General features: G+C 63.3%; 23 protein-coding genes. 1 reads left to right on the top strand and 22 read right to left on the bottom strand.

Going from position 1 to position 24,541, the window contains the following annotated elements; all coding sequences use genetic code 11:
* Positions 1–11: 11 nt before the first annotated feature.
* From FE781_RS08235 to FE781_RS08155, 17 genes are all read right to left on the bottom strand, one after another.
* Positions 12–680, bottom strand: a complete 669-nt coding sequence (locus tag FE781_RS08235) for a hypothetical protein (protein ID WP_138789136.1) — start codon at positions 678–680, stop codon at positions 12–14.
* Positions 634–2,706 (bottom strand): hypothetical protein, encoded by a 2,073-nt coding sequence (locus FE781_RS08230; RefSeq protein ID WP_138789135.1) that lies wholly within the window; start codon positions 2,704–2,706, stop codon positions 634–636. Before FE781_RS08230 ends, FE781_RS08235 begins: the two co-directional genes overlap by 47 nt.
* Positions 2,699–3,691, bottom strand: a complete 993-nt coding sequence (locus tag FE781_RS08225; RefSeq protein ID WP_138789134.1) for a TadE/TadG family type IV pilus assembly protein — start codon at positions 3,689–3,691, stop codon at positions 2,699–2,701. The genes FE781_RS08230 and FE781_RS08225 overlap by 8 nt, the downstream gene beginning before the upstream one ends.
* A complete protein-coding gene (locus FE781_RS08220) occupies positions 3,688–3,912 on the bottom strand; it encodes a Flp1 family type IVb pilin (protein ID WP_138789133.1) in 225 nt (74 codons plus the stop codon). The genes FE781_RS08225 and FE781_RS08220 overlap by 4 nt, the downstream gene beginning before the upstream one ends.
* A 57-nt stretch (positions 3,913–3,969) precedes the next feature.
* The gene (locus FE781_RS08215) at positions 3,970–4,668 is read right to left on the bottom strand and encodes a type II secretion system F family protein (protein ID WP_138789132.1); all 699 of its coding nucleotides are present in this window, start codon (positions 4,666–4,668) and stop codon (positions 3,970–3,972) included.
* A 6-nt stretch (positions 4,669–4,674) separates the two neighbouring features.
* Positions 4,675–5,421, bottom strand: a complete 747-nt coding sequence (locus tag FE781_RS08210; protein ID WP_170209462.1) for a type II secretion system F family protein — start codon at positions 5,419–5,421, stop codon at positions 4,675–4,677.
* On the bottom strand, positions 5,418–6,698 hold the full coding sequence (locus tag FE781_RS08205) for a TadA family conjugal transfer-associated ATPase (protein ID WP_138789130.1): 1,281 nt from the start codon (positions 6,696–6,698) through the stop codon (positions 5,418–5,420). The genes FE781_RS08210 and FE781_RS08205 overlap by 4 nt, the downstream gene beginning before the upstream one ends.
* Entirely contained in the window at positions 6,668–7,786 is a 1,119-nt protein-coding gene (locus FE781_RS08200; protein WP_138789129.1) for an AAA family ATPase, read from the bottom strand. The genes FE781_RS08205 and FE781_RS08200 overlap by 31 nt, the downstream gene beginning before the upstream one ends.
* On the bottom strand, positions 7,779–9,425 hold the full coding sequence (locus FE781_RS08195) for a serine/threonine-protein kinase (RefSeq protein ID WP_138789128.1): 1,647 nt from the start codon (positions 9,423–9,425) through the stop codon (positions 7,779–7,781). The genes FE781_RS08200 and FE781_RS08195 overlap by 8 nt, the downstream gene beginning before the upstream one ends.
* A 160-nt stretch (positions 9,426–9,585) precedes the next feature.
* Positions 9,586–10,053, bottom strand: a complete 468-nt coding sequence (locus FE781_RS08190; RefSeq protein ID WP_138789127.1) for a DinB family protein — start codon at positions 10,051–10,053, stop codon at positions 9,586–9,588.
* 22 nt (positions 10,054–10,075) lie between these two features.
* The gene (locus FE781_RS08185) at positions 10,076–11,143 is read right to left on the bottom strand and encodes an SAM-dependent methyltransferase (RefSeq protein ID WP_138789126.1); all 1,068 of its coding nucleotides are present in this window, start codon (positions 11,141–11,143) and stop codon (positions 10,076–10,078) included.
* Positions 11,122–11,889 carry an ABC transporter ATP-binding protein gene (locus tag FE781_RS08180; protein WP_138789125.1) on the bottom strand — a complete coding sequence of 256 codons (768 nt, stop codon included), beginning with the start codon at positions 11,887–11,889 and terminating at the stop codon, positions 11,122–11,124. The genes FE781_RS08185 and FE781_RS08180 overlap by 22 nt, the downstream gene beginning before the upstream one ends.
* Positions 11,886–12,278, bottom strand: coding sequence for a cyclic-phosphate processing receiver domain-containing protein (locus tag FE781_RS08175; protein WP_138789124.1), 393 nt, complete (start codon positions 12,276–12,278; stop codon positions 11,886–11,888). Before FE781_RS08175 ends, FE781_RS08180 begins: the two co-directional genes overlap by 4 nt.
* Positions 12,275–13,132, bottom strand: a complete 858-nt coding sequence (locus tag FE781_RS08170; RefSeq protein ID WP_138789186.1) for a deoxyribonuclease IV — start codon at positions 13,130–13,132, stop codon at positions 12,275–12,277. Before FE781_RS08170 ends, FE781_RS08175 begins: the two co-directional genes overlap by 4 nt.
* A 19-nt stretch (positions 13,133–13,151) precedes the next feature.
* Positions 13,152–14,666: a ribonuclease H-like domain-containing protein gene (locus FE781_RS08165; protein WP_138789123.1), complete on the bottom strand. Its 1,515-nt coding sequence runs from the start codon at positions 14,664–14,666 to the stop codon at positions 13,152–13,154.
* Positions 14,663–16,966, bottom strand: a complete 2,304-nt coding sequence (locus tag FE781_RS08160; protein WP_138789122.1) for a DEAD/DEAH box helicase — start codon at positions 16,964–16,966, stop codon at positions 14,663–14,665. The genes FE781_RS08165 and FE781_RS08160 overlap by 4 nt, the downstream gene beginning before the upstream one ends.
* Positions 16,967–17,053: 87 nt before the next feature.
* Positions 17,054–17,863, bottom strand: coding sequence for an Fpg/Nei family DNA glycosylase (locus FE781_RS08155; RefSeq protein WP_138789121.1), 810 nt, complete (start codon positions 17,861–17,863; stop codon positions 17,054–17,056).
* 382 nt (positions 17,864–18,245) lie between these two features.
* Here FE781_RS08155 and sufU point away from each other — a divergent pair, with 382 nt between their 5' ends.
* A complete protein-coding gene (gene sufU / locus FE781_RS08150) occupies positions 18,246–18,689 on the top strand; it encodes a Fe-S cluster assembly sulfur transfer protein SufU (RefSeq protein ID WP_281281880.1) in 444 nt (147 codons plus the stop codon).
* A gap of 121 nt (positions 18,690–18,810) precedes the next feature.
* Here sufU and FE781_RS08145 read toward each other — a convergent pair whose 3' ends face one another.
* The 5 genes from FE781_RS08145 to rnz form a co-directional block, all read right to left on the bottom strand.
* The gene (locus FE781_RS08145; RefSeq protein WP_138789120.1) at positions 18,811–19,791 is read right to left on the bottom strand and encodes a metal-dependent hydrolase; all 981 of its coding nucleotides are present in this window, start codon (positions 19,789–19,791) and stop codon (positions 18,811–18,813) included.
* Positions 19,792–19,895: 104 nt separating this feature from the next.
* Positions 19,896–21,194, bottom strand: a complete 1,299-nt coding sequence (murC, locus tag FE781_RS08140; RefSeq protein WP_138789119.1) for a UDP-N-acetylmuramate--L-alanine ligase — start codon at positions 21,192–21,194, stop codon at positions 19,896–19,898.
* Positions 21,195–21,250: 56 nt separating this feature from the next.
* Complete coding sequence (locus FE781_RS17420; protein ID WP_170209461.1) at positions 21,251–22,150, bottom strand: DeoR/GlpR family DNA-binding transcription regulator; 900 nt, start codon at positions 22,148–22,150, stop codon at positions 21,251–21,253.
* Positions 22,123–23,439: a UDP-N-acetylglucosamine 1-carboxyvinyltransferase gene (murA, locus tag FE781_RS08130; protein WP_138789118.1), complete on the bottom strand. Its 1,317-nt coding sequence runs from the start codon at positions 23,437–23,439 to the stop codon at positions 22,123–22,125. The genes FE781_RS17420 and murA overlap by 28 nt, the downstream gene beginning before the upstream one ends.
* Before the next feature lie 148 nt (positions 23,440–23,587).
* Positions 23,588–24,520 (bottom strand): ribonuclease Z, encoded by a 933-nt coding sequence (rnz, locus tag FE781_RS08125; protein ID WP_138789117.1) that lies wholly within the window; start codon positions 24,518–24,520, stop codon positions 23,588–23,590.
* Between the last annotated feature and the right edge of the window lie 21 nt (positions 24,521–24,541).

Raw genomic sequence — 24,541 nt, 5'->3', positions numbered from 1 at the left:
GCGATCTGCGATTAGGCCCCGATCCAGCACCGCTCGGAGCTTTGTTTGACGAGCGTCATTTTCAGGTTGCGGAAAGGCAGCGCGATCTCGGCCTCGTACCGGACCGTAACGGTCAAATAGGCGTCGCCGCGGGCCCACAGGTCCGGCAAATCCAGCTCCGTCACCTCCAGCCTATCCCGGCGGATCAGAGCGGGATCGGCATGGCCGGCAATATAATCCGCGGCCCATCCCCGCATCGGTTCGCTTGCGGCGCGGCCGATCTCGCCGCCGTACTTGTCGCTGATGAAACCGGTCAAATCCTTCAGCGAATCGGGCAAAAACGACAAGCCCAGCATGTCCTGCCACTCCTTGACCTGCTTGTACCAATTATCGATCTGCTCCAGCTTTTGCTGCACCGTCGCTCCCGCCATCTGGCCGGCCGCCGCCTGAATGACCGTTTTCGCCGGATACGAGGACGAGGCGATGGTGCGGACGGAATCGGATACGGCCGCCTCCAGCGCGAGATCGGTCATGCAGATTTTCAGCAGCGCGATCAGAGCCAGGGCGAACGCCAAATAAACAGGCAGCCACAGTGACGCTTCAAGTGTGACGCTCGCCCGGTCCTCCCGCAGCGGGAAGCGGCGGCGACTCGATTCAGTGGTAAGAGAGGTGCGCCGAGCGCTGCAGTTGCAATCGTCCATCGCTCAGTTTTCCTCCAATCCAACCGTTTTGCAAAGCTTTGGCCGCCTGCGGCAAAAACCACGGCTTGACGGAAGTGGTCGCGTCACCCTGGATATACGTATACGCCTTGGTCAGATCCGTGCTTTCGTTTAATTCGATCAGCGCCTGCATCCGGGAAAGCACGCCCACATCTCCGCTGTGGAACAAATAAAACAAGCGCAGGTGATCCTTGTACGTCCAGGGGACGTTCACCCATTCGCCGCCAAGCGGAACCGATTTGCCCGCGATCAGATCGTCCGTGTCGGGCTTCGCCTTTTCCAGTCCCTGCAGCAGGGCGGCGGCGAACATCAGAATCGGCGATCCCGCCCCCGCCGCCCGAACCTTCGGGTCGGCCAGCGCTTCCGCGGTGCGAATGGCGGTCCGGAACAAAAAGATTTCGCCGTATGCCGCATGGACATTGAGGTGGCAGGAAGGAGCGCCGTACAAAATATATTCGGCTTCCTGCTTCTCCAGACGATGCGTATCGGGAGCGGACAGTCTCTCCGCTTTGTCCGATGCCAGATCGAACCCGATCGTCCGGTAGTTGAAATACGTCAGGGCGTATTCGTTCACATACAATTCGTCGCGGAGCGACAGCAAAAACGATTCCATCCGGTTCGCGTGCGCCAGCGTCTCCCGGACGCCCGATTCGGGAGCGGCTTCGAGCGGATCTTTATTTTTACGGTCGGCTTCCATCTGCTCGTTGTATTGCACGTATTTGGCGAACAGTCCGCTGCCCGGAGCCGCAAGCTTGAGAAACAACGGATGATCCGTCTTGGAGCATCCGCTTTGATGGGCTTTGCGCACCTCCTCCTGCACCGCTTTCCCCTTCTCTTTGGCTTCGTTCGTTTTGCGTTTGGCTTCGGCCGTCTGCCGCTTGCGCTCCTCCTCGGTTCGCTGACGGCCGGCAACGAACCGGTCCGCATCGCTGCGCGCGCCTTCGGCCGCCGCACGGCATTGTTCCCACGAAGCACCGGGATCGAGGCTCGTCATCCGCAAAACCGCCGCGTCGACTCCCGACAAGTACGAATCGTAATAGTCCGTTCCGTGCAGGGGGAGCTGAACGAACGCGTCCTGGGCTCCGATCGACGCGAGCTTCGGATTCTCGCGGGCCTTTGAGGCCAATTGCTCCATCTCCCCTTCCTTCGACCGAGCCGCCTCGACGGCTTCGCGGACGGCCTGCCTCCTTGCCTCCATGTCCTGCTTGCTCCGAAGCGCCGTTTCTATTCCGTTGCGGCGGGACCGGTTCGAGGCTTCGGCCAATGCGGCAATTTCCGCGTCCAGAGCCTGGCGCGCCCGGGCGGCTTCGGCCGCCTGCTCGGGATCCGTCGGGAATCCGATCGAAGCCCGTTCCTCCTGGGCTTGGCGGATGCGATTCGAGATCGCCTCCAGTTCGCTTTCCGTAGCGGCGGCGTTTTGCTCCGCAAGTCTGGCCGTTTTTTGCAGCTCCATCGTCTGCTCCCAAGCGTCGTCCAGCAGCTTCTCCCGTTCCTGCAGCCGGTTTTCCAGCGTATCCGTCGTATTCTGAAAAGTCTGCGCCGCCGCCAGCGCATCGCTTAATCCCGCAAACGGCTCGACCACGCTTCGCGCGAATTCGATCGGCGCCCGGTATTTCATCGTTTCGAGAATTTGCCTCTTGAAGATGTCGTGGTCGGCGAGCGGATACCTTGCGGCGATAGTGCCGAACTTCTCCAATCTGGTGTCGATGACGGACTTGCCGGATACGTGCCCGCTCAAGTTGCGCTTCATCGTGTCCGCCGCTTCCGCTTGAATCGACGCCTTCGGTTCCGTCGTCGCGAACAGTCCGTACTGCTGCAATCCGGTATCGAAAGAGGCGAGCGCCGACCGCAGCGCCGTCTTGAGCGCCCGTTCGGACTGCATGCCCGCCAGTTGAATGCGGACCGTATCGATCAGCACGCCCATCAGCACGAGTAGGCCGAATACGGCAATGACGCCGTATACGGAGACGCTGCCGCGTTCGTCTGCCTCCCGCAGGCGTTTATTCATGCAGAACCACCCCGATCCCCGCTTTCTCCAACTCCCGAAGCAGCGATTTGGACGGGCCCATCTTGCCCGTTTTGGCGTTCCGGTAAAAATGCCAGACCACGCCCTGCAGTTGGCCCGTCTCGACGAGCCGCTTGTCCTTCTCGATCTGCTGTCGGATCTCCTTCGATAACGATTGGGCTCCGAGCAACGCCTGATGCCCTATGGATTCGCGGTCGATCGCGTCGACCAGACGCGTGCGCTGCTGATCGCCGTCCGTCAGCGTCAGCGTCCGCTCCTTGCCTTTGACCGTCTGCTGAAGCTGCCTTCTCGCCTGGGCTTCCTCCGCATACACCGCCGGAGCGGGACTTCCGCGGAATTTATCGAGAATTTGTCCCGCCTTGCCCCTCGATACGTACCCCATGATCAGGGGGATGTACGACCGGAGCAGATCGGCATGACGGATCGTCTCGGCAGGGTCCGTGACGGGAGCGGAGGCGGTCATCGTCAGCAGCTTGCTTCCGGGCAGCGAGGAGAACGCATCCGGCATCGACAGGGACGAGTCGAGTCGAACTTCCGCCTTGCGGCTGAACAACCCGTTATGGTACGCCGCCAGTCCCGAGCTCTCCAACGGAAACCAGAGCTGCTGCCGCTCAAGCTTCCTCCGCGACAAGGAATCTCCCGATCCGGGCGAGGCCGCGCCCTCAGCCCCCCAGCCGAATGCCGCATCGCCGTTATTGAATAAACGCCAGTACAACCCGTCGCGCTGGTACGGGGAAAACGCTCCCGTCACCGGATGGATCGCCGAAGCGTCCCAGGCGCCGGATATTCGCTCGGCGGCCAGCCGGGCGTCGGCATACAGCAGGGCCTGGCGGAAAAAGAGGAAACCAAGCGCGACGAGCACGACGGAAAACATCAGAACGGCCGGAGCGACCAGGGAAGATTCGACCGTCTGGGTTCCCTCCTCGGTCCGCCAGAAAGCCTGAAGCCGGCTCCGGATGCCGATCATGGCGTGCTCGCGCCGGGTGCGATCGCATCCGGTCCCGATTTGAATTCGTCAATTTTTTGATTGGTGTTGCCGAACAGATCGCCGGCCCATTTCATCATCCATTTGCGGAAGGCGATGGCGAGGATGACGAGTACCGCGAGGATGAGAATGATTTCAAGCGTGCCCATGCCGTCTTCTTCGGACCAGAACGATTTCCATGCGGATTTGACAGTAGAGACCATGTTTCGTTTCCTCCTGAACTGCATGAATATATCATTGCATTAATCATATAATGGCGTTTACGACAAGCTCATAAGCGCGGGCGCCGCCACAATCAGCAAGACGGCCGCAAACATCAGCATCAGCGGAAAAATCAGCTTCGAGGACGCTTGCTCCCCCCGGATGAGCGCCAACGCTTTACGCTTCTCCCACAGGTTGCGGGACAGCTCGCGAAGCGTCAGCGTCAATTCTTGCCCGCCCCTGCGCATATTGAGCAGCAGCGTTGTCGTCAGCATCGACACCTCCGGCGTCGCGCAGCGCTGATGAAACCATTCGAGCGCAGCCGGGAACGGCATCCGATTCTGCAAATGAACCAGCACTCCGGACAATTCCTTGCCCAGCGCGCTGTCCCCGCGCTGTCCGTACCGTTCGGCCGCCGAACGGAACGCCTGCTGAACCGGCTCGCCCGCATTCAGCAGCAGAACCAGGCGATTTAGAAACTCCGGCAGCTCACGGACGATGTCGTGACGGCGTTCCGTCAGCTTCCGGTCGAGCATCCGGTACCGGACCCAGGGCCATCCTCCCGCCAGCACGAGCAGAGCCGCGCCCGCTGCCGGATCGGCGGCAATCAGCACCGCCACGGCCGCCGCAAGCACGAGAACCGTCTCGCGGACCACGGAGGCGCGCCACTTTCCGGCCAGCTCCGAAGCTTGCTGTTCGCCGGCCAATACGCTCCAGATGCCGATCGTCTTCCGTTCCCACGTTTTCCATCTGTCCATATCCGCTCACACCTTCAACTTGACGATAGCGTTCATCCAAATTACGGCGGAGGCTACCAGCAGCAGCGCACCGGTCATGACGACCGCTCCGGCGGGCGAATAAAGCGGCTGCACGTAGTCCGGGGACGTGAATCGGAGCATCGCCAATATCGCGAACGGAATGACGGTCAGCGCGCGGGCTTCCCACCGCTTCCGCGATACGACGATGGCGATATCCCGGGCGATGTCCTGCTTCTCGCCCATCAGGTGCGTCGTTTGCCGGATAACGTCCGCCAGATTGCCGCCGGTTCGCTTACAGGCCGAGAACACCTCGGCGAATTGGCGCACCGTGTCCGACTCCGTTCGGTCCGCCCAGTTCGCCAGCGCTTTTTCGAGCGGCTCGCCGATCGCCAACTGGCCGCGGATGCGAAGCAGATCGTCCATGATAAAGTCGATCCGCCCCCCGATCAGCTTCAAGTCGTCCGGCGCGTCGCGGAACGCGTTTTCCACCGACTTGCCGGCGGCAAGCGACGTGGATACGGCGTACAGAGCCTGCTGGAACGCCCTGTCGATCCGCTCGCGGGCCGCCTCGCGTCGAAGCCGGACGTACGGACGCCAGACAAGCGGGCCGAGCGCCGCCATTGCGCCGATCCCCCACCACGTCCCGTACAGCAGCCAGCCTATGGCGGCCCCGGCCAGGCAAGCGGCGGCAACAACCGCGATCCGCTCCGCCGGTTTAATCCGGTACAACGGGTACAGTTCCCGGGCTTTCATCCGTTCCCGACACCTCCGGACGGCTGGACGACAGGTTTGACCGGCGGGCAAGCTTGAGACGGCGTTCCCGGCGAGAACAGCTCCCATTTCCAAGTGCGGATGGGCGCTTCGCCGGTCGGCTCCAGCATGCCTCCGCCTCCGTCCCGTCCGGCGTGACGGTACCGGAACAGCGGCCGAAGCCCGAGCTCGCCCGGGGCCGGTTCCGTCAGCTCGCTGATCTCCACGACTTTGCGGCTGCCGTCGCGGAACCGCTGGAGATGCACCATGATGTCGATCGCTGAGGCGATCTGCTTGCGCACAACCGGAATCGGCAGGTCCATCGCGGTCAGCACCATCGTCTCCAGACGCCCGAGCATATCCGCGATCGAGTTGCCGTGGCCAGTGGACAAGCTGCCGTCATGCCCCGTATTCATCGCCTGCAGCATATCCAGCGCTTCGCCCCCGCGCACTTCGCCGACGATGATCCGGTTGGGCCGCATGCGCAGCGCCGCCCGAATCAGATGGCGCATCGACAGCTCGCCGCGGCCTTCGGCGTTGGCGTTGCGCGTCTCCAGCGACACCAGATTGGGAATGGCCCGTAACTGCAGCTCGGCCGAGTCTTCGATGGTGATCACCCGTTCTTCGCGGGGGATATACTGGCAGAGCGCGTTCAGAAACGTCGTTTTGCCGGAGCCGGTCCCGCCGCTGACGAATATGTTGCATTTGGCTTCGACGGCATCGCGGAGGAACGCCGCGGCCTGATCGCTTAATGTCCCCTTGGCCGTCAAATCCGAGAGCCGCATCGGCGACTGGGGAAATTTGCGGATCGTCAAAATCGGCCCGTTCAGCGCGATCGGCGGCAGCACGACATGCACCCTCGATCCGTCCGGAAGCCTGGCGTCCACGATGGGCGACGCTTCGTTCACCGTCCGGTTGACCTGTCCGACGATCGTCTGGATGAGGTCCTCCAGCCGTTCGCGGCTCTCGAACCGTTGCGGGACGGGCTCCGTCTTGCCCCGGCGCTCAATAAACAGATGGTCCGGCCCGTTGACCATCACCTCCGTAATCTCCGGATCGTCCATCAGCGGCTGCAAGATGTCGAGACCGCGGAAAGCCGAGAAAATCTCCGCCACCGCCGTTGCCTGGCTGGAAGCGGTCATATAGGTTTTGGCCGCCGCCTTGAACACTTCTTCCTCGATCATCTCGCGAATTTCCGCGTCGGACAGATGGCCCGGAGCCGACCGCAGCCGGTTGCGCAGCTCCTGCTTCAATTCGTGGACAACCGTGTCCGTTCCCATGAGCGCCCTCCTTCCTCCAGCCGGAAAAACAGCCCGAGCAGCTCCTCGGCCAACTCCGCATGCCAGCGGCTCGAACCGCCCCGCGTATCGTAATGGCTTAACCGGCCGCAGACCGGGATGCCGAAGCTGTCCAGATCCGGCGGCTCGTCCCGGCCGCCGCCGTTCAGAATAAACCGGATATCCGCTTCTTTCGCCGCGATTGCGTCGGCCATCGGCCCCTGGCGCATGCGCAGCACCTTGGCCGTCTTGCGGAGGCAGAGGTCCGATTCCGTCAGCAGCCACCAGATGCGGGCCGACGCCTGCAAGGCCGACGCCGAACGTTCGCAGTGGGCGGAATCCAGATCCAGCAGTACGTAGTCGTAGAGGCCCATCTCGGCGACGGACGAGATCAGGCGGAACGTATCCTCCCGCGTCATCTCATGCAGATCGAGCGTTTCCTCGGGCAGCGGCACGTAATCGAACCCCGAATCGAGATCGGAGCAGACCAGTCCGGGCCATTTGCCGGGCAGCGCCCGATAATCGGTTTTAAGCAAATACAACAGCCTAGCGAAAGCATGCGGACGGGAGACGTCCGTCTCGGGCAAGGGCGCGACCGGAATGCCGTCCAGACTGATCCACAGCGTTTTTTTGCCGATCCGCGCAAGCTGCTTCGCCAACAGGACGGACACTGTTGTTTTTCCTGCGCCGCCGACGGTCGAATAGATGGCGACCGTCGTTGTTTTGGACGCGGGCGCGCCGGACGGACACGCGTATTGGCGGGAATACAGCTCCTTGAGGCCGGCGATCAGCGAACGGATCGGCTGAAACTTGTGCATCGAGACGCAACGGCCTTCGGCGGACGCCTCTTCTCCCCCGTCGGTCAGCATGACCGGCAGACAGCCGGTCGGCAAGGTCGGCAGCCGATCGGCAAACGAAACGTGAAAAGCGAACACATGCGCGGAATGCGACCTGAGCGACTCCGCAAGCCCGTTCGTCCCGGTCCAGCCGCTCAGCTCGGTGTTCAAGCTTTCTTCGCTGTTGACATAGGCGGCCAGCATCTCGACATATTCATGATCCGCATCGAGCAGGACGACTCGAAATTTATCCATTGCTTTTGACTCCTTTCCGCTTTCTCCACAATCCGCCGAATCCCGTCACGCTCCTGGAGGCGGGCTGCCCGCCTGTCCAAAGGCGGACGAGCGGAGACAAGCTCTCGCGAACCTCCCGTCCCCACGGCTCCCGGTCGGCAACGGGAATGCCTTCCCAATTGGCCGGGGTCACGACTTCGTCGGGAACGGCGGGGATTCGGCAAACCGGCGGCTGGGGAAAGCTGTCGATCCAATCCTCCCGGCCGGGAGCGCGGACATCCCGGTTCGCGATCCACCAGACCGGCAGCCCCGCCTCTTCCTTGCGCCTCAAGGCGGCCAACGCTTCGGGAGGCTGAGCCCGCCACAGCCCGATCCCGGTGTCGGCGACGACGACGATGCCGTCCGCGAGCGCGAACAGCAACTGCGTCTCCGGGGACAGCCAGCCGTCCGAGCCGATGTCGACCAGCGTCACGGCGCAGCCGGTTTGCCTCAGACGCGATATCCGCGCTTCGAGATCGGCCGCCGCCCGGCTCTCCGGCGGACTCGGCAGCCAGCGCGTTCGTCCGGCGGCGCCTCTCTGGCGGCTTCGTCCGGTCCTGCCGCCGTCCAGCCAATCCGCCAAATACGGGACGGCTGTCGGCCATTCGGTGACCGCGCAGCTATAACCGGCCTCATCAAGCGTCCGTGCGAGGGAGATCGCGACGAAAGTCGCTCCCGCGCTTCTCCGCCAGCCGCCGACCACGATCAGCCTGCGGGCTTGCCCCGACAACAGGGCGCCAGCCGAAACCTCCGGCCGAGCGGCCGGAATCAGTCCGCCCCCGTCGAAGCGCCCGGTTGAAGCCGCCGCTGGTTCGGGAACCCGGCGGCCAAGCCACAACGCGAATTGACTGGCCAGCTCCGCGGTCAAGGGGCGGCGTTCCTCCCGGGGCTCGATCATCGCCTCGACGATCCCGCACAGCTCCGCGTCAACACGGGATCTTAACAAGGACGGCCCCTGACGGCGGAGGTCGGGGCACTTCCCGCCGCTCAGCAAGTAATGGAGCAGCGCGCCCAACGCGTAGACGTCGGCCGGCGGGCCGGTTTGCCGCCCTTCCAACTGCTCCGGAGCGGCGAATCCGATCGTGCCCATCCGGACCGTATCCTGTGCCGCTCCCGGCTTATGCGTGCGGGCGATGCCGAAGTCGATCAGCCGGATTCGCCCGCCGGGTTCCAGCATGATGTTGGAAGGCTTCAAGTCGCGGTAGACGATCGGCTCCGGCTTCAGGCTGTGCAGATACACCAGGCAATCGGCGATCTGCCGGGCCCAATCCACCGCCGTTTCTTCGGAGATCGACCGCCCGGAACGCTCAAACCGTTCGGCCAGCGTCTCTCCTTCGATCAGCTCCAGGACCAACGCCTTCCCGCCCGGCCAGTCGAACGCGTCCACGATGTCCGGCAATGCCGGATGCCTCAAGCGGCTGAGCAGTTCCGCCTCCGCGAAATCGTCGGAGATCCGGTCGAGCAGCTTGACCGCCCAACGCTTCCCCGGCAGCTTCAGGTCTTCGCAGGCAAATACCCGGCTCATGCCGCCTGCGCCCAGCAGCGGACCGATCCGGTACCGGTCCGCCAGCACCGTTCCGGCGGACGGCCCGTGTTCCGTCGCGTTTCTTTGTCCGTTCACGTTCTCCCCTCTTTTCGTCCCTCGCGGCAGGGATACCGTTTTCGCACAACAAAAAAAGAAGAACCCGCAAGCGAATATACATTCGCTCGCAGGTTCTTCCCGCTACTTTATACTGTAGCCGATTTTCCGGAAAATGACAACCATTTTTTTGAAGAAGCGCTCAGCCTCCGGCCGCGTAAAGCGATTTGTTGCGTTCGATCTGCTTCAGGTGCACGTCGACATGCGTGACGAACTTGATCAGCAGATCGCGCAGCGTCAGCTTGCCGGCTTCATTGTGAACGACCGTCCGCTCCCAGTCTTCGGGCTTCACCCGCCGCAGCGTCTCCGTCATGGCGGCGCGAAGCGATTCCATGACGGCCAGATTCAGCTCCAAATCCTCGGACTTGTAATCCAGCCTGCGGGCCCATTCGTCCTGATCGAACCCGAGCACGAGCGGATTCGATTCCGCGATCGCTTTTTTCATCCGGTGAACGGCGACGATCTCGGTATCGCAGACGTGCACGGCGATCTCGTGAATGCTCCACGCCCCCGGCGACGGCACAAACGTCATCAACTGGGGGGACAACCCCGATACGGCCTCCCGCAGCTTGGCCGGACCCGCGGCGTATTGCTCGATCCACTGCTCCATCCCTTCATCGCATCCTTTCGGTTTAAGAATCGCTTGGCCGAGTCAGCAACAACGTCAGTTCGTCCCGGTTATGGAACAACTGCTTCGCCTTGACAATGCGAAGCGCCGGGGCCAGTATGCCTTCCACTTCGCGCATGGACTGAAACGGCTTCCCCCGCAACAGCTTGAGCGTCATTAATGCCGTCCCGCCGGGACGAATGGCCGGGGCGATCTCGGCCACCAGCTTGGCGGATTGCCTCGGGTCCCAGCTCATATCGCTGACGAGCAGATCGTAAGCGGCGCGTTCCATCTTGACCTCTCCCGCTTTGCGCCGGTGATAGGTCAAGTTCGGATGGCCCGTCAGCGACGGATCGAGCTCGCCCGGGTCGATCGCGGTCACGCGCAGCCCGCGCTCCAGCAGCAGCGACGTCCAACCGCCCGGCGCGGCCCCGAGATCGACGGCGCGGCTGTATGCCGACCAGTCGAGCCCGAACCGGACCTCCGCTTCCAGCAGCTTGAACTTGGCTCGGGAGATGAACCCGTCCTCCCGCTTGAACCGGATCATGCCCCCGTTCCAATCGCTCAAGTTGTCGCTGGCGGCCGACACTCCCGCGTAGACGGACGATTCGCCCATGTAGACCGAGACGACTTTGTCCGGGCCGGAGATGACCGGCTCGGCCGCGAACCGTTCCGTCAACACCCGGTCCAGCGCCTCCTTCACGGCATACGGCGTATAGCCGTACTCCGTCTCCGGCTTGCGGCGCGCCTGCACGCCGACGCGATCGCCCGGGGAGATGGCCGGACCGGCCGACTCCAGCCACTGTTGAAGCCGGAGCAGATCCTCCTCGCCGCGCGAGGCCGGGAACTCGGTTTGCACCGGATGGATGTGGCGCAAAAACACCGGTTCGTTCCCGCGCAGCAATCGCGCGACGTCCGCCTCGCTCCTCCGGATGCTTGCCAGAAACAGCTCGCCCGGAATCAGCTCCTGAAAGCCGACTTCGCCGAACCGGGCGACGAGCTCCTGCTGGGCGTAACGGGCGTACCCGGCATTGGCGGAACCGATCCAGCGGCTTACCGCAGCCCCGCCCGTCATGCTCTCACCTGCAGCCAAGGCCGCCCGTCCTGCCAATCAAGCCGGACCGGGACATCGTAAATCCGCCCGATCCGTTCTTCCGTCAATATCTCGGTTTTCGGACCGGCTGCGGCGACCCGGCCTTCGTGAATCAGCGCAATATGCGTAAAAAGCGGGATGATTTCCTCCAGATGATGCGTCACGTATACGATCGACATGCCCTGGTCCTTCAGGCTGCCGAACATGCGAAGAAACTGCTCCCTCTCGTACAGGTCGAGCCCCGCGCAAGGCTCATCCAATATCAAAATTTCCGGCCGCTGCATCAGCGTGCGTGCCAGCATCGCTTTTTTGCGTTCGCCCTGGGAGAGCAGTCCCAGCGGCTGGTCGGCCATCGCCGACAGGCCGTGCCGCTCCAGCATCGCCCGCGCTTCCTCCTCCAATTGGGCGGCGACCGGCTCGTAGAACCGAAGAATGCCTAGCGCTCCGGTGGCCACGACCTCCCACAACGGGTCCCGAAGGGTCAGCTTCTCCATCATGGATTGGCTGATGTATCCGATGCGGCGCCGCACCTCGCGCACATCCGCCTCTCCGTACCGTTCGCCCAACACCTCGATATGGCCGGACGTCGGGAACAAATATCCGTTGATCATTTCGAGGATCGTCGTTTTCCCGGACCCGTTGCGGCCCAGCACGACCCATTGCTCGCCGCGGTTCATCCGCAGGTTGACGTCCTTCAGGATATGTCGCCGCTCGCGAACGAAATTGACGTTGGTTAACGTAATCATTCTGTCTCCTCGTTTGCTCGGTAAAATGCGAAGACGTCCCCGCCTGCCGCAACGACGCGTTTAATGTCCTCGGGCATCGGCGCGCCGAACAGCCGGACGCCGTCCGGCAGGGACGGATGCAGTTCCTGCATCATCCGGCTGCGCGCGGAAGGGTTGGAGCTGTGCAGATAAATCGCCGCACGCGGATACAACCGCTCCATCACGATCGCTCTGGCGACCGACAGCCCGTTCGGCTGGCCCCAGCCCAAATCGAAATCGAGCGAGAGGATGCCGATCTCGCACTCCCGCAGAAGCAGCAAGCATTCTTCGGCGGAACGCGCCAGCGCGAATCCGGCCGGGCACGGCCTGTAATCGTCGAGATAGACGTGCAGAAGCTGTCGTTGCGTCATCGCATGTCCTCCGTTCTGCGGCGGATCTCCGCAATTTCCCCGGCGTGTCCGGCGGTCCGGCGATCGGCCGAACCGGGCGTCTCCAGCACAAGGGGAATGGATCGGCGGCCGGCGAACGCCAATAGCTCCAGCATGCGTTCCCAACCGATATGGCCGCTGCCGACGTTCGCGTGCCGATCCTTGCGGGAGCCGCACGGATAGCGGGAGTCGTTCAGGTGAATGACGCCGACCAGCGGCCAGTAGCCAAGCTGGTCTCCGTGCTCCGCCAGCCTGGCGAAGCCCGGTTCGTCGTTGCTCCACAAGCCGGATGCGAACGCATGGCACGTATCCAGACAAAAACCGATGCGATCCCGCCCGGCGCACAGCTCCCGGATTCGCACCATCTCCTCGATCGTCATGCCGAAATCCGACCGGTCGCCCGCCTGGTTTTCGATCAGCAGCCTGGCGGGACCCTCGTACCGGCGCAGCGTTTCGTCGAGGGACAACACAATGTTCCGGTAGCCGGTCAGCGGGTCCGCGCCCGAATATACTCCAAAATGTACCACGACGCCCATCGAGCCGCAACCCTCGGCGATATACAAGTCGTTGACGAGGGTCCGGACGACGGCCTCCCGCCGCACGTCGTCCGGATCGTAAGCGAGATTGACGGGGTAAGCCGTATGCGCGACGGATGCGATCCCGTTGTCCCGGCATATCGCCGCGCACGCCGCCATATCCGAAGCCGCCGGCACTTTTACGGACAGCCCCCGCGGGTTTTTGGGGAAATACTGATAGACGTCGCAGCCCGCTGCAATCGCCCGCCGGGCTGCCTGGGCGTATCCGCCGCCGATGCTGACGTGCGCGCCAAGCCGCATCGCCGCCTCGCCTCCCTCTTCACCGCTCCATCTCGATAAGCCGCTCCATAGCCGCATAACCCGATTCGCTCGTCCTTCTTCCGGACGAGAGGGGAACGGCATCCGGCGCGGAACCCGATCCCGAGCGGGACAATTTTCGTTCAAGCCGGGCCAGCCGCTTCTGCAGCTCGCTTGTGCCCGCGCCCGACGGCGATCTTCTCAACAGCGCCTCCCGGCGGCGCACCGTCTCGATCGCGCGCCGGCACCAGGCTATCGCCTCCCGGTAATCCTTGTTCCGGTGCTCGTAATACATCGCCAGCTCGACGTATGGCTCGACCGAAGCGGCCGGCAGAGCCGCCTCCGCGTACTCGCGCCACAGCCGGACCGCCCGCTCCAGCCGCCCGCGCCGCTTGTAGCTGTCGGCCAAAGCGGGAAGCAGCGGCCACTTTTCCGAGTCCGGCCGTTCCTCCAGCTCCGAGAAGATCGCATCCGCCAACCCCGGACGGTCGTGTCTCAGCAGCCATTCCCCCAGTCTGAACAGCTCCGGGGCCCGTGCGCCCGCCGCCCCGCCTTGGCCGGTCAGCAGCCGGGCGAAGTGGATGCCGAGGCCGACGAGGCTGAGCAGATCCCATTCGTTATGCCGGAACACGCGGAACATCGGCTCCGGATCGCCGTCGTTCAAATACATCGCGTAATAGAGCGGCGCTTGGTTGCCCGGCAGATCGTCGACCCGGGCGACTCCCAGCCGCGACTCTTCGACCGCGCCGAGCCGGCAGGATTCGAGCGTATGCCGCCACAGGCTGCGCGACGGGTACAGCCAATCGAGGTGGCCTGCCGGCTCCGGACCGTCGTCCAGACGGTTCATGACGTACCGGTTGCGGATGAGCGGCCAGTCGAAGGACAAGCCGTTGTAGGTGACGAGGATATCGCGCCCGGCCATACGCGCCCGGAGATGCTCCAGCATCGCCGCTTCTTCCCCGTGGTGGCGCATAAAAAGCTGCTCCGATACGAGCCGGCCTTCGCCTTCTCCGTGCGGAGACGGCTCCCAGAAAGCAAGGCCGATCAGAAACGGGACGTTGCCCGCCCCTACGCCGAGACCCGTCGTCTCCGTATCGAGAAACAATAAACGCTCCGCGCTCAGCCGTTCCGGTACGGATGCGGCGGCGGTCGCAGCGCCTGCGGCGCGCTTGCTCCCGGCGCGTCCCCGTCTGTGTCCCGGCCACGCCCGCTGCCGCTTGATCCGCCTCTCCTCCGCCGCCGCAAGCAGCGGCCGAAGCTCCTCCGCGGCCGACGCGATGCCGCCGAGCGCGTAGCGGCCGTGCCGGTAATCGGCGGGATACTCGATGCGGCGGATCAGAAACGTTCCGCCGGCGTTCTTCTCCTCGCGCGCGCCGAAGGACCGCCATGCGCGGTCGGCATGACTCTCGCGCCCGCCGTCCGGCGCTTCGCCGGGCTCCCGTTCGCGGTTCCAGTCGTGCTCGGGCGTCGCCCCCGTCCGCTCCGCTTCCGGCTTCACGCCGCGCAGCCGGTTCAGCTTCTCCCTCAGCAGACTCATGCCGTATCCGCCTCCCCAGAGTTGGACGTTACCGAAGCGAGAAGCCGCTTGGCCGCATCCTTGCCGAGCAGGCCGACCTCCTCGATCGGGCCGACGCAGGCCGGGCACCCGCTGAGGCAGCCGCAGCGGTTCAGCACCCGTTCCGCTTCGGCGAGCAGCTCGCCGTGCAGCTCGTACAGCCGTTCGCTCAGCCCGATGCCGCCCGGATACCGGTCATAGAAATAAACCGTCGGCCGTTTGTCGTGCAGCGACCGGATCTGGGCGACGACGCGAATGTCCTGCGGATCGCACATGAGATACAGGGGAGCAATATGAACGAGCACGTTGGACAGCCCCAGCAACGCGCTCTGCAGCTCGTTCTGGCTCATGCCGGCCGCCGCTTCCTCCGACAGCGAGAACCAATACGCGCTCGTATGAAGCTCTTCCTCCGGCAGATGGATCGGACCGGAGCCGATATTTTCATGCGTATTCAGCTTGATTTTCTTGAAGATCGTCGCCTTGGCGTTCACCGTAACCTCGCCGTACCGGCGGGACAGACGGTATTCCTCCGCCGACCGGTGCTCGTGCAGCACCCTGAGCTGCACGGCCAGATTCGCGTCGGTGAAATAATCCACGTTGACTTCGCGGACGTACGCCTTTTTCTCCTCGTAATCGAGCTTCTCCACCTGATACTGTACGCCTTCGTGGATATAGATCGCTTCCTCGTGCACGAGCGTCATCGCGCTGAACCGGTCCACCTCCCCGATGACACGGCTGCCGTTGGTCACGTCGATGATGACGATGTTTTCCTGAGCGGCCGACCGCAGCGAGACGCCGTGGGCCGGGAACGACTGCTCCATCCAATGCCACCGGCTGCCGCTGTGGTGAAGCACCCGTTCTTCCGCCAAAAACTCAAGCAGCTCGCGCAGGTTCTCCCCGCCGAACGTCTCCCCGTCCTCGAACGGCAGCTCGTAGGCGGCGCACTTGACATGATCCAGCAAAATAAGCAGGTTGTCGGGCTGGATGCGGGCCTCCTCCGGCGGCCGGTCGAAAAAGAACGAAGGGTTCCGGATCACGTATTGATCCAGCGGATTGCTGCTGGCCACCAGGATCGTCACCGAGCTCTCGTGCCGCCGGCCCGCCCGGCCGGATTGCTGCCAGGTGCTGGCGATCGTGCCGGGATAACCGTTCAGCACACAAGCCTGGAGCTGGCCGATGTCGATGCCCAGCTCCAGCGCGTTTGTGCTGACGACTCCCCGAATCTCGCCGTTGCGGAGCCCCCGCTCGATCTCCCGCCGTTGCTTCGGCAAGTATCCGCCCCGGTAGCCGCGGATCGACTTGGGTCCGAGCTCGTGCTTCACCTGCTCCTGCAGGTAGGTCAGCAAAATCTCCATGCGCACCCGGCTGCGGGCGAACACGATCGTCTGGATGCCGGCGCGAAGCAGCATGCCCGCGAGACGCTTCGTCTCCAGGAGGCTGCTTCGGCGGATGCCGAGCTGCTTGTTCACGACCGGCGGGTTGTAGAAGATGATATGCCGTTCGCCCGACGGCGCCCCGTTGCGGTCGATAAGCTCCACCGGAGCTCCGATCAGACGCTCCGCGTGCTCCTTCGGGTTGGCGATCGTCGCCGACGCGCAGATGAACTGCGGGTTCGAGCCGTAGAAGCGGCAGATGCGCCGCAGCCGGCGGATGACGTTGGCCACGTGGCTGCCGAACACGCCGCGGTATGTATGCAGCTCGTCGATGACGATAAACTTCAGGTTCTCGAACAGCTTGACCCACTTCGTGTGATGCGGCAGAATCGCGCTGTGCAGCATGTCCGGATTGGTCACGACGATGTGTCCGGCCGTGCGTACCGCTTGCCGCACGGTCGGCGGCGTGTCGCCGTCGTACGTATGCGTCTTGAGATCGACCTCCATGCGGTCCGCCAGCTCCTGCAGCTCCGCCACCTGATCCTGCGCCAGCGCTTTGGTCGGGAACAGGTAGAGCGCCCGCGCGCTGTCGTCCTCCAGAATCGCCTGCACGACGGGCAGGTTGTAGCAGAGCGTCTTGCCCGACGCGGTCGGCGTCACGGCCACGACATGGCGGCCGGCGCGCGCGGCTTCGAACGCCAGCGCCTGATGGCGGAACAGCCGTGCGATGCCTTTCGCCCGCAATCCGGCGATCAGCCGCTCGTGCATCGAATCCGGAAATTCGACCGTGTCGGCCGGCCTCGGAGGAATGGTCTCCCAGTTCGTCACGTTTTCCATAATTTCCGGCGTTCGCCGGATCGTTTCGATCAATTCTTCGACCGATTCCATTTTCCCCGTAAAACGATTCATGCTCTCCCACTCCGCTCCTGAATCCAATACCTCCATTCTACAGAATATATGTTCGCCTTTCAAGAAAAACCGGTTTGAAGCCGGACGCTAATGCTGGCAGACCGTGCACGCAAACGATTTTTTCGAGGAAACTTCCCCGCGCCGTATCGGGCTGCCGCATCTAACGCACGGTTCCCCCTCCCGGTCGTACACGCGGCACAAGCGGTCGTAGCCGCCGGTCAGCGTGTCGCCGGGATACAGCGGCATGTCCATATAGCCGCCGTGAGCCGTCGCGTCCGCGAGCAAGCTCCGCATCGAAGCGAACAGCCGCTCCGCCTCCTGCGGCGTCAGCGAGGCCGGCGCGCGGGAAGGCAGAATCTCCGCGTCGAAGCAGATTTCGTCGCTGTAGCAGTTGCCGATGCCGGCGATAAACGATTGATCGACCAGCGCGCTTTTGAGCGTGCCCCGTCGGGCTGCGAGTTTCTCCGCGAAAGCGCGCGGCGTCAGCTCCGGGTCGAACGGTTCGGGCCCGAGTCCGGCGAATCGGCGCGTTAGCCCGTCCGCCGTCTCCACGTGCAGATAACCCAGCCTCAGTCCGATGAAATACAGATTCCGCTCCCCGAAGCCGATCCGCACCTGCACGGTCCGATCCGGCTTGTCCGCCGCCGAGCCGCAGTAAATCACGCCGCCCAGCATCAGGTGCAGGACAAGCGCCTCTCCCGAAGCGAGGCGGAAGATCAGATGCTTCGCCCTCCGGTCAATAGCCGTTACCGGTTGTCCCTTCAGCAGACGATCGAACCGGTCGGGCGGCACGTTAACCGATTTCTCGCGGGTAATCTCCGTGTCCGTCACCGGCCGGTTGAGGATCAGACCGCCCAGCAGCCTCCGGTAGTTTTCCATTTCGGGCAATTCCGGCATATACGCTCCCCCCGCCGACTGTTCTTCGGTTATTTTTGCCAATCCCCGGGTGCTTATTCCCATAACCGGTGCGCGAGCCCTTCCGCGCGATTGTATTTCCCGCCGCTCGTTCGACAGATCGGCCGTTTCCCGGCCACCATCGATGTTCGAGCCGGGGAGAAGCTGTCGAATTCCGAGCGTTCGTGGCGGGTCGGCGTTGGAATTTAACCGCGCCTCCTGTCATTTCCTGCGCTTTCCCGGGAAAGTATTTGCGCGATTCGGACGATTCCGACCATTCGCCGGAGCGCCGCAATTGCTTCGAAAGCGCTCCGCCGTTCCCTTGCCACGCTTCCCCGGGAGGTGTACAATAATCGAAACAGCGACAATCCAGAGGTGAACGGACGTGCTAGAGAACCTATACAAACAAATCGTCATGGATCATTATAAAAATCCCCGCAACCGAGGCAAGCTGGATACGACCGGAGGAGCGTTCAGCCTTCCGTACAAAAACCCGACCTGCGGCGACGTCGTCGTGCTGTATATGAACGTGGACGAGTCCGGCCGGATCGCCGACATCAAGTTCGAAGGCGAAGGCTGCTCCATCAGCATGGCTTCCTGCTCGATGATGACCGAACTGGTCAAGGGCAAAACCGTCGAACAGGCCAAGGAGCTGATCGGGCATTTCAACGACATGATCCGGCAGGGGGTTATTCCCGAAGACGAGGACTTGCTCGGGGACGCGCTGGCGCTGTCCGGCGTGCACAAGCTCCGCGCCCGCCACAACTGTTCCTTGCTCGGGTGGCAAGGTCTCGAGAAAGCGATCAAGCAATCCGTCGCAGCCGAGTGACAATCTGACGCAACGAACCGGAAGTCCCTTGGGGACCTCCGGTTTTTTTTGCGCGATCCGGCCCCGAAATAAAAAACGCCGCCCTGCGCGTCGGAGCGGCGGATGTTCGATTGTATGCCGTTTACACGTAAGGCGCTTCCCAATACCGTTTGTTCCACCCGATCCGGTCGCGCACAACCTTCAGATCGCGGTCCAACTGAACGTCCACCCCGAACGGCAGCTCCCTGTCGTTCCAGAAGCGGACATCCCGCCACTGCACCTCGTAGCCGTCTCCCGACTTCGCCCATCTGACGTAGACGTACTGGGCGAACCCCAGAAATGCGCGGACGCCGTCCGTCTGCAGCGTCGAGCGGATCACCTCGTGATCTTCGCCGACGCTCTTCTCGTACCGCTCGCGCACGAGGATGGCGGGCCGCCCGCTTCGGGTGAGGATTGCGTGGCCCGTCACATACGCCCGATCCGTCTCGATCACGAATTGCCAGCGGCGAAGCCATAACCCCGGCACGATCATGCATCGGCCTGCGAGTCCGATGTGCGCCGGGACCCGTCTTTGCAGCCATGCCGTCACCGCCCAGCGGACGCCTGCGTACCCGAACGTCGCGGCGTACACGCCGGCGAAGACCGGCCCGGGCGGCAGCCCGAAGATCCAGCCCGCGAGGCCGGCCAGGTGAACAGCGGCGATGACGGGATCGAACAAAGGAAGCGCGTCGAGATGAACCCATCTCCGGCTGAACGGCCGCAAGCATTGGACGCCGTACGCGTTCAACGCGTCCAGCAGGACGTGCAGCGCCACGGCGGCAAACGTCCAGCCGTACACTTTGCCCGCATGTTCCGGAACGCCGAAGATCAGCGAGACCGGAACCGCGATGAGCGCCGCCCAGGCGAACCAGCTTGGCCAAGCGTGGGACCAGCCCCGATGGTGCCGGACATAGAACGAACGGCCTCGAAGCCTTGCAATTCCGTCCGCGTCCGGGGCGTTCGATCCGAGCACCGCCGCGGTTCCGACGGCGAGCGCCAGGTTGGGATCGGACGACACGGCCGGATCGTTCCAAGCGAGTCCTGCGAGCGTCAGCCCGAATATGAGATGGCTTCCCGTATCCATGATGACTTTCCTCCCCCCGAAAGTTAAGATTTGGTTAACGCGCCTGAAAACAAACGAGACCCCGGAACATGAATGTCCCGAAGGTCTCTTTCATCCTTTCCGAATTATACGAGCTGCTCCAGCCGCCGCTGGTACTTCTGAATGTCGCCGGCTCCCATAAAGACGATTACCGAGTCACGGTAATCCAACAGTTGGCCGACGGAGTCCTCCCCGATCAGCTTCGCTCCCGGCACCCGGTCCTGAAGCTGCTCGATCCGAATCGTCCCCGACGCCTCCCGCGCGGAGCCGAATATGCCGCACAAGTAGACGTCGTCCGACGCCCGGAGCGACTCGGCGAAATCGTCGAGAAACTGCTCCAGCCGGCTGAACGTATGCGGCTGGAAGACGCTGACGATCCGGCGGTCCGGGTATTTGGAGCGGACGGCATCGATTGTCGCCCGGATCTCCGCCGGGTGATGCGCGTAATCGTCGATCAAAATGTTGTTGCCGATCCACGGCTTCTCGGAGAAGCGGCGCTTGACGCCCCCGAACGTCTTCATCGCTTCGCGCACTTCCTCCATCGGCAGATCCGAGTGGAACGCCGTGCCGATGACGGCCAGCGCGTTCAGGACGTTGTGGCGCCCGAACATCGGGATCGTGAAACGCCCCAGCGCGCGGTCGCGCAAATACGCGTCAAACGACGTTCCGGCCGGCGTCACCGCAATGTCTCTTGCCTGCAGATCGTTGCGGCTGCCGAAGCCGTACAGCAGCATCGGAACTCGCGGCCGCAGCAGCCGCACCTGATCGTCCTCGCCGCAGGCGATGATTTGCCTGCCGACTTGATCGATCATCTGCTGAAAGGCGCTCCGGACGTCGTCGATCCCGCTGAAGTAATCGGGATGGTCGAAATCGATGTTCGTAATCACCGCGATATCGGGATGGTACGCCAAAAAATGCCTGCGGTACTCGCATGCCTCGAACACGAAATACTTGCTGTCGGGCATGCCGCTGCCGGTGCCGTCGCCGATCAGACTGCTGGTCGGCGCGATCTTGGAAAATACGTGAGCCATCAGCCCCGTCGTCGTCGTTTTGCCGTGCGCCCCGGTAATGGCAATGCTCGAATAGCCGCGAAGCCATTTGCCCAGAAAATGGTGGTAGCGCGAAATCGGCAGCCTATGGTCGCGGCAGCGAATCAATTCGGGATGGTCGTCGCTGAAGGCATTGGAAGCGATCACCTCCAGGTCCGGATGGAGCGGACTTTCCCCGAAGACGTAAATCGGAATGTTCCGGTCTTCCAGCCTCGTCTGGGTAAACAAACGTTCCGCGATATCCGCACCTTGCACGCGATGACCTTGATCGTGAAGGATTTGCGCAAGCGCGCTCATGCCGGACCCTTTGATCCCGACAAAATGGTACGATTTCATGACCTTCCCTCCCGTGCCTGTGCTCTATTATATAGGCGAATGCCCGAAAATGTGCGTTAAAGCGGCGGACCGAAACCGTCCGGCGCCACCAGAGGCAGGCCGGCCGACTCCAATTGCCGCCTCTGGTCCGGCGGAACCGCGGGATCCAGCAGAACGGCGTCGAATTCGGACGCGTCCGCCACTTTGGCGAACGCCTCGTGCCCGACGATCCGGCGGTCGCAGAGGGCGATTCTCGTGCGCGCGGACTGCAGGGCGACTCTCCACAAATCGGCTTCCTCCGGACGTTCCATGCTCGCCCCGTACGTCGAGCTGAATCCATCGCCGGCCCACAGGCACAGATCGACCCTCCTGGCCCGCACGAAATCGGTGGCGGACGCGTCCAGAACAACACCGCCGGCGCTCAGGCAGCCGCCGCACAGCCAGACGCGGATGGCCGGAGAAGAAGCCAGCATCAGCGCCGCGGCGGGAGCATGCGTCACCACCTCGAACATGCGGTCGCCGTCGGTCGCCTGAGCCGCCCGTTCCACAAGCAATCCGGCCAACGTCAAATGGACGGGATGACCGCCGATAAACAGACGGTCACCCCGTTCGATGCAGGCCGATGCAGCCGCGGCCAATTCTTTGAAATCCCCGTCCGCCGCCAGCGCGAACGGATTTGTTTTCGCGAGTCCGGCCGTCCCTTCTCTCGCCGTCGCCGCATAAGCGAAGGGCGCGGCCGGCGCGCGCTCCCGCACAGGCTCGTGCCGGTCGAGTCCGTCAAGTAGCGGCTGCGGCAGCGCCAACGGCACTGCCCCGCCGTGGGTGCGGCGCAGACGCCCCGCTTCTTCCAGAACCGCCAGATCCCTGCGGATGGAGTCGATGGACACACCTATCGACTTCGCGAGCTCCCGCGCACGGACCCGGCCTTCCCGCTGCAGAAGCGACAAAATCAGGCGTTGGCGTTCTTCGGCGAACATCGGAAGTCCCCCTGCTCCGCCTCACCGGACGTCTCGCGGAATCGGATGTTCGCTCCCAGCGAGCGGAACAAGCCGACCGCGTCCTCGTACCCGCGTTCGATATGTTCGACGCCGGTGATCCGGGTGACGCCTTCGGCGCACAATCCCGCCATGACGAGACAGGTGCCGGCGCGCACGTCGGTCGCGTGCACCCAATCCCCGCGCAGCGGTCTCGCTCCGTCGATAATCGCCGCCGAGCCTTTGATCTCGATCGATGCCCCCATCCGCCGCAATTGCGGCACATGGCTGAACCGGTTCGGGTAGACCCGGTCGTTCACGATGCTCCGTCCCGGCGCCTGCAGCAGCAGCGCCGTGAACGGCTGTTGGAGATCGGTGGCGAACAGCGGATACATGCCCGTGCGGATTCTTGCCGCCCGGAGCTTGCCGGCGTACGAGGCTCTGACGTATGTATCGCCCGATTCGATCTCGACGCCGATCTCGGTCAACTTCGCGAGACAAGAACCGAGATGCTCGGGGATGACGTCCTCCACTGTCACGCTGCCGCCCGTAGCCGCCGCAGCGGCAAGGAACGCGCCGGCGATCAACCGGTCCGGAATGACCTGGTACGTGCAGCCGCGCAAGCTCGGCACGCCTTCGATACGGATCGTGTCCGTCCCGGCACCGACGATCCGCGCGCCCATCTGATTCAGCAGATTGGCCGTATCCACAACCTCGGGGTCCCTCGCGGCATTGCGCAAAATCGTCGTGCCCCGGGCGGTGGCTGCGGCCATCAGCGTGTTCATCGTCGCGCCGGATGTGATCGTATCGAAATAAATGTCCGCGCCGCGAAGGCGCGAAGACGCCCTCACCTCATAATGGTCGTCCGACGGAAATACTTCGGCGCCCATCGCGCGCCATGCTTTTATATGCTGGTCGATCGGACGGGAGACGAAGTCGTCGCCGCCCGGATACCCGATCCGCACCTTGCCGAATTTGCCCAACAGCGCCCCGACGAAATAATAAGAGGCGCGAAACGAAGACGACTTGCCGACATCCAGCGACGCATGCCGGATCCGGCTGGCGTCGACCGTCATCGATCCGTCGATCGGGGAGCGTGCGATTCGAATGCCCAAATCCTCGCACATCGAACCGATGACCCGGATATCGAGCAGATCGGGAATGCCGATCAGCGTCACCGGATCGTCAGCCATGCAGGCGGCAGCGACGAGGGCCAGCGAGCTGTTTTTCGCCCCGGGTATGCGCACGCTTCCGTACAGGGGTCCGGACGCTTCCACTTCAATCCATTTCACCCATCGTTCCTCGCTTTCAACTCTGGTCCCCATTATCATGTGCCTATCGTTTCCCGATTATGCACGATTATACACGATCCGGCGGAAAACGGCATCCGTCTGCATTCGGTTTGCCTGATTGCGCGCGTTTTCGCCCGTTTCCGCAAGATCATGGCCGACGCCGAACCGGGACGACGGCTCCGTCTTCCGCCACCGTCGTGCCGGGCAGCAGCTCCCTGGCCTGCTCCAGCAGAACTTCGGCGCCCGATTCCTGATATCTCGAGCTGATATGTGTCAGCACGAGCTGCTTCGCCCCCGCCTTCCGGGCGATCTCGGCCGCCTGCCGGGAGGTGGAGTGGTGAAATTGCTTCGCCAGCTCGGCCAGCTCCGCGTCGAACGTCGCCTCGTGAACGAGCACATCGGCGCCGGACGCCAGCTCCACCGCTTCGGGGCAAGGTCGCGTGTCGCCCAGGATCGCGACGACTCTGCCCTTCTCCGGCGGTCCGACGAATTCCGCTCCGTTCAGCGTTCGGCCGTCCTCCAGCGTGACCGTTTCCCCCGCCTTCAGCCTGCCGTAGACCGGACCGGGCGGAACACCGGCCGCCTTCAGCTTGTCGATCAGCAGCGTGCCCGGGCGGTCGTACTCGTGCACGCGGTAGCCGAAGCAGGCGATCCGGTGGTCGAGCGGCTTCGCGGTGACCTCGAACTGACCGTCGTCGATCACCGTGCCGCCCGTTTCCCCCAGCTCGACCACCTTCCAGTCGTACCGGAGATACGTTTCGCTGACCTCCAGCGATATTTTCAAATAATCCTTCAGCCCTTTTGGGCCGAATATCGTCACCGGCGTCTCGCCGCCTTGATTCGACCTGCTGGAGAGCAGGCCGGGCAGTCCGTACAAGTGGTCGCCGTGCAGATGGGTAATAAAAATATATTCGAGCTTGCTCAGGCGAAGCGGGGAGCGCAGCACCTGATGCTGCGTGCCTTCGCCGCAATCGAACAGCCAGAACGACGACCGCTCCTCGTGAAGGCGCAGGGCGATCGCCGATACATTGCGTTCCCTCGAGGGCATGCCCGCCCCCGTCCCCAAAAACAACAGATCCACGACCACCCCTCCTTTGTTCCG

The sequence above is a fragment of the Paenibacillus thermoaerophilus genome (assembly GCF_005938195.1).
Taxonomy (GTDB): Bacteria; Bacillota; Bacilli; order Paenibacillales; family Reconciliibacillaceae; genus Paenibacillus_W; species Paenibacillus_W thermoaerophilus.
The sequence above is the reverse complement of the archived record's forward strand: the minus strand, read 5'-3'. Positions and strand labels throughout refer to the sequence as shown.

What these genes read in the sequence shown, in the direction of transcription:
- FE781_RS08235 (WP_138789136.1), bottom strand. Translation starts at nt 680, where the DNA reads ATGGACGATTGCAACTGCAGCGCTCGGCGCACCTCTCTTACCACTGAA.
- FE781_RS08230 (WP_138789135.1), bottom strand. Translation starts at nt 2,706, where the DNA reads ATGAATAAACGCCTGCGGGAGGCAGACGAACGCGGCAGCGTCTCCGTA.
- FE781_RS08225 (WP_138789134.1), bottom strand. Translation starts at nt 3,691, where the DNA reads ATGATCGGCATCCGGAGCCGGCTTCAGGCTTTCTGGCGGACCGAGGAG.
- FE781_RS08220 (WP_138789133.1), bottom strand. Translation starts at nt 3,912, where the DNA reads ATGGTCTCTACTGTCAAATCCGCATGGAAATCGTTCTGGTCCGAAGAA.
- FE781_RS08215 (WP_138789132.1), bottom strand. Translation starts at nt 4,668, where the DNA reads ATGGACAGATGGAAAACGTGGGAACGGAAGACGATCGGCATCTGGAGC.
- FE781_RS08210 (WP_170209462.1), bottom strand. Translation starts at nt 5,421, where the DNA reads ATGAAAGCCCGGGAACTGTACCCGTTGTACCGGATTAAACCGGCGGAG.
- FE781_RS08205 (WP_138789130.1), bottom strand. Translation starts at nt 6,698, where the DNA reads ATGGGAACGGACACGGTTGTCCACGAATTGAAGCAGGAGCTGCGCAAC.
- FE781_RS08200 (WP_138789129.1), bottom strand. Translation starts at nt 7,786, where the DNA reads ATGGATAAATTTCGAGTCGTCCTGCTCGATGCGGATCATGAATATGTC.
- FE781_RS08190 (WP_138789127.1), bottom strand. Translation starts at nt 10,053, where the DNA reads ATGGAGCAGTGGATCGAGCAATACGCCGCGGGTCCGGCCAAGCTGCGG.
- FE781_RS08180 (WP_138789125.1), bottom strand. Translation starts at nt 11,889, where the DNA reads ATGATTACGTTAACCAACGTCAATTTCGTTCGCGAGCGGCGACATATC.
- FE781_RS08175 (WP_138789124.1), bottom strand. Translation starts at nt 12,278, where the DNA reads ATGACGCAACGACAGCTTCTGCACGTCTATCTCGACGATTACAGGCCG.
- FE781_RS08170 (WP_138789186.1), bottom strand. Translation starts at nt 13,132, where the DNA reads ATGCGGCTTGGCGCGCACGTCAGCATCGGCGGCGGATACGCCCAGGCA.
- FE781_RS08165 (WP_138789123.1), bottom strand. Translation starts at nt 14,666, where the DNA reads ATGAGTCTGCTGAGGGAGAAGCTGAACCGGCTGCGCGGCGTGAAGCCG.
- FE781_RS08160 (WP_138789122.1), bottom strand. Translation starts at nt 16,966, where the DNA reads ATGAATCGTTTTACGGGGAAAATGGAATCGGTCGAAGAATTGATCGAA.
- FE781_RS08155 (WP_138789121.1), bottom strand. Translation starts at nt 17,863, where the DNA reads ATGCCGGAATTGCCCGAAATGGAAAACTACCGGAGGCTGCTGGGCGGT.
- FE781_RS08145 (WP_138789120.1), bottom strand. Translation starts at nt 19,791, where the DNA reads ATGGATACGGGAAGCCATCTCATATTCGGGCTGACGCTCGCAGGACTC.
- murC (WP_138789119.1), bottom strand. Translation starts at nt 21,194, where the DNA reads ATGAAATCGTACCATTTTGTCGGGATCAAAGGGTCCGGCATGAGCGCG.
- FE781_RS17420 (WP_170209461.1), bottom strand. Translation starts at nt 22,150, where the DNA reads ATGTTCGCCGAAGAACGCCAACGCCTGATTTTGTCGCTTCTGCAGCGG.